Source organism: Herbivorax alkaliphila (assembly GCF_030848475.1).
Classification (GTDB): Bacteria; Bacillota; Clostridia; order Acetivibrionales; family Acetivibrionaceae; genus Herbivorax.
This window is the reverse complement of the sequence record NZ_JAVDDS010000044.1, coordinates 25,398-31,505: the sequence shown is the minus strand read 5'-3', so window position 1 is coordinate 31,505 and position 6,108 is coordinate 25,398. Positions and strand designations below refer to the sequence as shown.

The window sequence follows — 6,108 nt, the reverse complement described above, 5'->3', positions numbered from 1 at the left end:
GCTCAGGGTTTTGTTTTATATGAAAGTTCCAATTTCTAACATCTAGAAAAAATTAGTTCTAACTTTCAAAACCAATCTATTTTGTAGTATAATATATATTAATAACTTAACTTTTCTTAAAGGTTAAAAGTTTGATTATAAACTTTATTTTTTAGCAAAAAAAGAGTTTATAAATGCTGTGGGAAAGTTAAGTCAATGAAAATAAAATAGGGGAGGGTGTGTAGAATGAGGTTTATACAGGCTATGTCGTACAGAGGTGCAGACTACTTAATGAGACAGAAGCAAGAAAATCATGAAAAGAGGAGAGTCTATTATTATGGTTTTCAGATTGTGATAGGTATTATTGTAAAGGTCATTTTGTTGATTCTTCTGGCTTTAGTAACTCAAACCCTTAAAGCATCTGTAGTTACTGTACTTATGTTTTCATCACTTAGAATGCTTGCTGGTGGATATCATATGGATTCATATGGTAAGTGTATCGGTGTGTCGGTAGGTTTATTTATAATTGCAGGTATTATATCTACCCATACTTATACAATATGGTCTACATATGCAATTATTGCTTTAATTAGCATTACATTTATTATTTCCATTGCAAGTATTATAAAATGGGCACCTTCAGATAATCCAAACAGACCAATTACAGATAAAAAAGAATTTTTAAAGTTTAAAAGGCTGTCAGTATCATATATAATATTATGGGCAGGTGCTGTTTTAACAGCTTTTTATTTTAATTATAATATGTATGTACTTGCAGCGTCTTTTGGAGTGCTTCTTGAGGTGTTTTCAATCACCCCTTTGGGATATAGATTTTTTGATGCTATAAAAAATGGCTTTAGTAAAACAAAAAGACAGAAAACAGCTCATTAAATTTAAAATAAATATACTTATTTTATTAATTATGGTTGTTATAATTTGTTGTGCATTAATTTATCGATACTTTATTAGTTTTCTTCTTTACAAAAGGCAGTTAAAGTATTAAAATTTAAAAAGTGTAGTGTGTGTTATGTAAAAATCACACCATTAATTTTGCGAAACTTTTATGTAAAAGTTGTTAAATAAATAATTTAAATTATAAAATTGTTTATTGCGTTTAATGTAATAAAATATATTGATAGGCGGGTAAGAAGTTAGATATGAATAAAAATGAAATTAAAAAGAAAATAACAGAATTAAAAGAACAAAAGGATGCTGTGATTGTAGCTCATAATTATCAAATTGATGAAATTCAGGAAATAAGTGATGTAATAGGCGATTCACTAGCTCTTAGCAGATACTGTGCAAACAGTTCAAAAAAGCTTATTGTTTTTTGTGGAGTGCATTTTATGGCAGAAAGTGCCAAGATACTGTCACCTGAAAAGACTGTGCTATTGCCTGAAATAGATGCAGGATGTCCAATGGCAGATATGGTGACAGCAGATGAACTGAGAGAAGAAAAGAAAAAGTATCCTGGAGCAGTTGTTGTCTGCTATATAAATTCCTCTGCAGATGTTAAAGCAGAGAGCGATATATGTTGTACATCTTCTAATGCTGTGGATGTAATAAAATCAATTAAGCAAAAGGATATATTATTCGTACCTGACCAAAACCTAGCAAATTATGTTGCGAAAATGGTTCCAGAAAAGAATATAATTCCTTGGCAGGGATATTGTATTACCCATCACAGATTAAAATCAGAAGATATAGACAAAGTAAGAGAGTTGCATAAAGATGCCCTGCTTCTTGTACACCCTGAATGTCAGAAAGCTGTTGTGGAGGCGGCAGACTTTGTTGGGAGCACAAAGCAGATAATAGAGTATGCTTCTAAATCAAACTCAAACAAATTTATAATAGGTACAGAAATGGGTGTATTGTATAAATTAAAAAATGATAATCCTGATAAAATATTTTATTTACTTTCACAAGGGCTTATATGTCCAAATATGAAAAAAAATAATTTGGAGAGTGTATACAATGCACTAAATGAAATGAAATATGAAATTAATTTAGATGAAAAAATTAGATTAAAAGCAAAAAAGGCATTAGATCGAATGCTTCAAATTTAGATTTAACCTTTAAGGAGAGAAAATTTTATTGAATATCGACAGATACCTTGTAGATTTTGATACAGCCAATATAAAAACTGAATACCACGATGTAATTATTATTGGAAGTGGGATTGCTGGAGTGTATACAGCTTTAGAAATACCCCAAGATTACGATGTTATAATTTTAACAAAGGAAACTATAGAAATAAGCAATTCTGTGCTGGCACAGGGAGGAATAGCTGTATCTTTAGACAAGGAAGATTCGCCTAAATTGCATTTTAAAGATACAATTAAAGCTGGCGCAGGTCTTTGTGATGAGGATAGTGTATGGGTACTTGTAAATGAAGCAGCTGAGAATATAGGGTCACTTTGCAAGTATGGAGTTGATTTTGATAAAAAAAATTTTAATGAGCTGTCATTGACAAGGGAAGGTGCTCATAGCAAAAACAGGATAATACATGCAGGTGATACTACTGGAAAAGAGGTTTGCGACAAACTAATTTCTATTGTAAAGACAAAGGAAAATGTTAATATAAAAGAAAGAACTTTTGTTGTGGATTTGATAACAAAAGAAGGTTCTAGCAAAGGCGTTATAGCTTATGATGAAGATAAGGGTTCATACATTTTGTATTTGTCTAAGATGGTGGTCTGTGCTACAGGCGGCTTTGGTAAAATTTATTCAAACACAACCAACCCAGAAGTTGCAACAGGAGATGGAATAGCATTAGCATATAGAGCGGGGGCGGAATTGATGGATTTAGAATTCATTCAATTCCATCCCACAGTGTTATTTCACTCTGAAAATAAAAACTTTCTTATTTCTGAAGCAGTTAGAGGAGAGGGAGCTCTGCTTAGGAATATTAATGGTGAAAGGTTTATGCATTTGTATCATGAACTTGCTGAGTTAGCTCCAAGAGACGTTGTTTCAAGATCAATATTTAATGAAATGAAAAAAACAAGAGCATCTAATGTTTACCTTGATATAACATTCAAAGAAAAAAGCTATCTTAAAAAAAGGTTTCCTAATATACACAAAACCTGTCTGGAGTACGGTATAGATATTTCAAAGGATTATATTCCGGTTGCCCCTGCTGAGCACTATTGTATGGGTGGAATTAGAGCAGATATTTATGGAAGGACAAATATAAAAGGTTTGTATGCCTGTGGAGAATCTGCCTGTAATGGAATTCATGGTGCCAATAGACTTGCAAGCAATTCCCTGTTGGAAGGGCTTGTATTTGGAAGTAAAATAGGTTCTGAAGTTAAAAAGGTAATTAAAAACAATGAAAATCCTTTAAAACTTAATGATATTGTTTCTAAATTAAAAAGAGTTTCAAAATCCATTGATAGAAAGGCTGTTAAGCTGAAAATACAGAACATCATGACAATGTATGTGGGAATAGAAAGAGACAGAGAGTGTCTTCTTTATGCAAAAGATAAAATAAATGAGTACTATGATGCCATACATAACATGAAAAATTCCAGCATTGAGGATTTTGAACTTCAAAACATAGTTTTATTATCAAAATTGGTTATTGAATCTGCATTAGAACGTGAAGAAAGCAGAGGTGCACACTATAGGAGTGACTTTTCAAAAAATGATGATATAAAATGGAAAAAAAACATAATAAAATCGAAAAATTAGAGCATAATAATAGGGAAGGATTAACAAATGGTAAACATATTTGAAATTGATAAAATAATATTAAATGGACTAAAAGAGGATATGCCCTTTGGTGATATTACTACTGATAATTTAATAGACGGAACTTTAGAATCAGAAGCAGTTTTAATATCAAAAGACACTGGAATTATAGCCGGCATTGATGTTGCAAAAAGAGTTTTTGAGATTTTGGATAAAAAAGTTTTTTTTGATAAAAAGGTAGAAGATGGGCAAAGGGTAAAAAAAGGAGAGGTAATAGCTCAAATAAGAGGAAATACAAGAGTTTTATTAAAAGGAGAGAGGATTGCTTTAAATTTACTTCAACGTCTTAGTGGAATTGCTACAAAGACAGGTGATTTATGTGAAAAAATAAAGGATACAAAATCTAAAGTTGTTGATACGAGAAAAACTACTCTAGGATTTAGAACTTTGGAAAAGTATGCTGTGAAGGCAGGTGGAGGATATAATCATAGATTTTCATTATCAGATGGTGTAATGATAAAAGATAACCATATTAAAGCAGCAGGAAGTATAAAAAAAGCAATAGAAAAAGTAAAAGAGAAAATACCCCATACAATTAAAATTGAAGTTGAAACAGAGACTTTAGAACAGGTCAAAGAGGCACTTGAAGCAGGAGCAGATATAATTATGCTTGACAATATGGGGGTTGACAAAATGCAAAAAGCTGTTAAAATAATTAATGGAAAAGCTATCTGTGAAGCTTCTGGAAATGTAGATTCAGAATCAATAACTGATATAGCTAAAGCTGGAGTTGATATTATCTCAGTTGGTTCATTAACTCATTCAGTAAGTGCTTTTGACATAAGTATGAAAATTAAATGAGTGTCTTAAATAAGGAGAAAAAATCAATTAAAAATTCAGAGTTAGTTAAGTAAAATAGAATTTAAGTAAAGATGTAATGACGACTTGTGGATAAAACGTAAAACTATCCACAAATCTTCAACGTTATTCACATATTTAATTGTGGAAAAGTATAAAACCTTTATTTTAGTGGCTTACAGGGTGTTTATAACTAAAAAGATATCCACAGTTTTGTGGATATCTTTTTAGTTTATAGCACTAATAACTCACTTTCAACAGTATTTGTGGACTTTTTTTTGAAATTTTAAAAATCCACATGTGGAAAAGTTGCTGTGGAAAATACTAATTTAGTGGTTTTAACAACTTGGTATTTTTATTGGAAGGATAGTCCAATTCTTTATTTAACATTTCATATATTCTTTCAAAAACCCTGTTGTTGTTTAAAATTCCCTTATGGTTGGGTGCTTCTAAAATGCTTCCGCTAAGAAGGTTATCCATAGTAAAGTTATTTTCTCCAACGCTGAAAACGTCAGTCTTTATATTCCACTTATCAAGATTTGCACTATCTTTCGTGACAACTTCATCATATTTGCTATAAATATTTCCAACCTGTATTGAGCTATTTAAGCCTTTATTTATCATGTTGTTAAATATTGTGGAAAACAATTCACTGTCAGGAATAAGATCTTTCATAGACTGATCGTCAAAATAATTTTCTCCAATTGATGCAATATGTGAACCACTGTGGGGAACTGATAAAAAAATCATTTTATCCACATCTTCATATTTTATGTAATGTTCACTTGATGTGTAATGTCTGCACACAAGTCCGCCCAAACTATGAGAGATAAGAGTAAACTTGTTTACAAGTATACCTTCATCGAAAAAATCTAATTTTTTGTGTTGTAAAAAGTTTTTCAACTCATCAGAAGCTGAAACCACACCTTTTGCAGAGTCAAAGTCAATAGAGAGTGTGTTGTAACCTTTTGATACTAAAAATTCACTCATATTATCAAACATCATTGAATTTTCTTGATACCCGTGGACAAAGACAATAGGTACAGGAATAAGTTTAAAACAGATGGATGAGTGGATGTCCGTGCCTCTTATTGTGGATTTAATGGTTATATCTAAACCATTTTTAGAGTCTATTTTATGGCTTTCAGGAGGTGTATAAACAGAAATAAGTTCACCAAAGGTATTTGTTGTACCACTTACAGGAATAACTTTTCCAAAGCCCTCTTTCACTGTAAATTCAACCCTGGCATTTGGCATAGCCTCTCCATTGGAATTTTTAACCACAGACTTTATATATACTTTATTTGAGGGTTCACTTGCAACTGTATGAATATGAAAATTTAAAAAACTAGAATGAATTCTTAAATCATTTTTATCATATACAGAGTAAACAAAATGATTGTATAAAAAATTAAAGTTGGCAAAAATAATAAGAGATAAAAATAGTAAAGCAAAAAGAATTTTGGACTTACTTAACTTAAACATAAATATCATCCTTTTTAAAAGAAAAATTGAGAAAAAATTTTAGAACCTACATGATTTGCAATAATAATATGATTATTGCAAAATCATGCTTCG

Annotated in this window: 5 protein-coding genes; 4 read left to right on the top strand and 1 reads right to left on the bottom strand. The window is 30.8% G+C overall.

From position 1 onward, the window contains the following. Window positions 1-225: 225 nt before the first annotated feature. The 4 genes from RBH29_RS13855 to nadC all read left to right on the top strand — a co-directional run bounded on the left by RBH29_RS13855 (window position 226) and on the right by nadC (window position 4,533). On the top strand, window positions 226-870 hold the full coding sequence (locus RBH29_RS13855) for an accessory gene regulator ArgB-like protein (protein WP_306697522.1): 645 nt from the start codon (window positions 226-228) through the stop codon (window positions 868-870). 266 nt (window positions 871-1,136) lie between these two features. After that, on the top strand, window positions 1,137-2,045 hold the full coding sequence (gene nadA / locus RBH29_RS13850; protein WP_306697521.1) for a quinolinate synthase NadA: 909 nt from the start codon (window positions 1,137-1,139) through the stop codon (window positions 2,043-2,045). Window positions 2,046-2,073: 28 nt separating this feature from the next. Continuing rightward, entirely contained in the window at window positions 2,074-3,672 is a 1,599-nt protein-coding gene (gene nadB / locus RBH29_RS13845) for an L-aspartate oxidase (RefSeq protein ID WP_306697520.1), read from the top strand. A gap of 27 nt (window positions 3,673-3,699) precedes the next feature. Continuing rightward, the gene (gene nadC / locus RBH29_RS13840; RefSeq protein WP_306697519.1) at window positions 3,700-4,533 is read left to right on the top strand and encodes a carboxylating nicotinate-nucleotide diphosphorylase; all 834 of its coding nucleotides are present in this window, start codon (window positions 3,700-3,702) and stop codon (window positions 4,531-4,533) included. Window positions 4,534-4,854: 321 nt separating this feature from the next. Here nadC and RBH29_RS13835 read toward each other — a convergent pair whose 3' ends face one another. Then, window positions 4,855-6,015 (bottom strand): esterase/lipase family protein, encoded by a 1,161-nt coding sequence (locus tag RBH29_RS13835; RefSeq protein WP_306697517.1) that lies wholly within the window; start codon window positions 6,013-6,015, stop codon window positions 4,855-4,857. Between the last annotated feature and the right edge of the window lie 93 nt (window positions 6,016-6,108).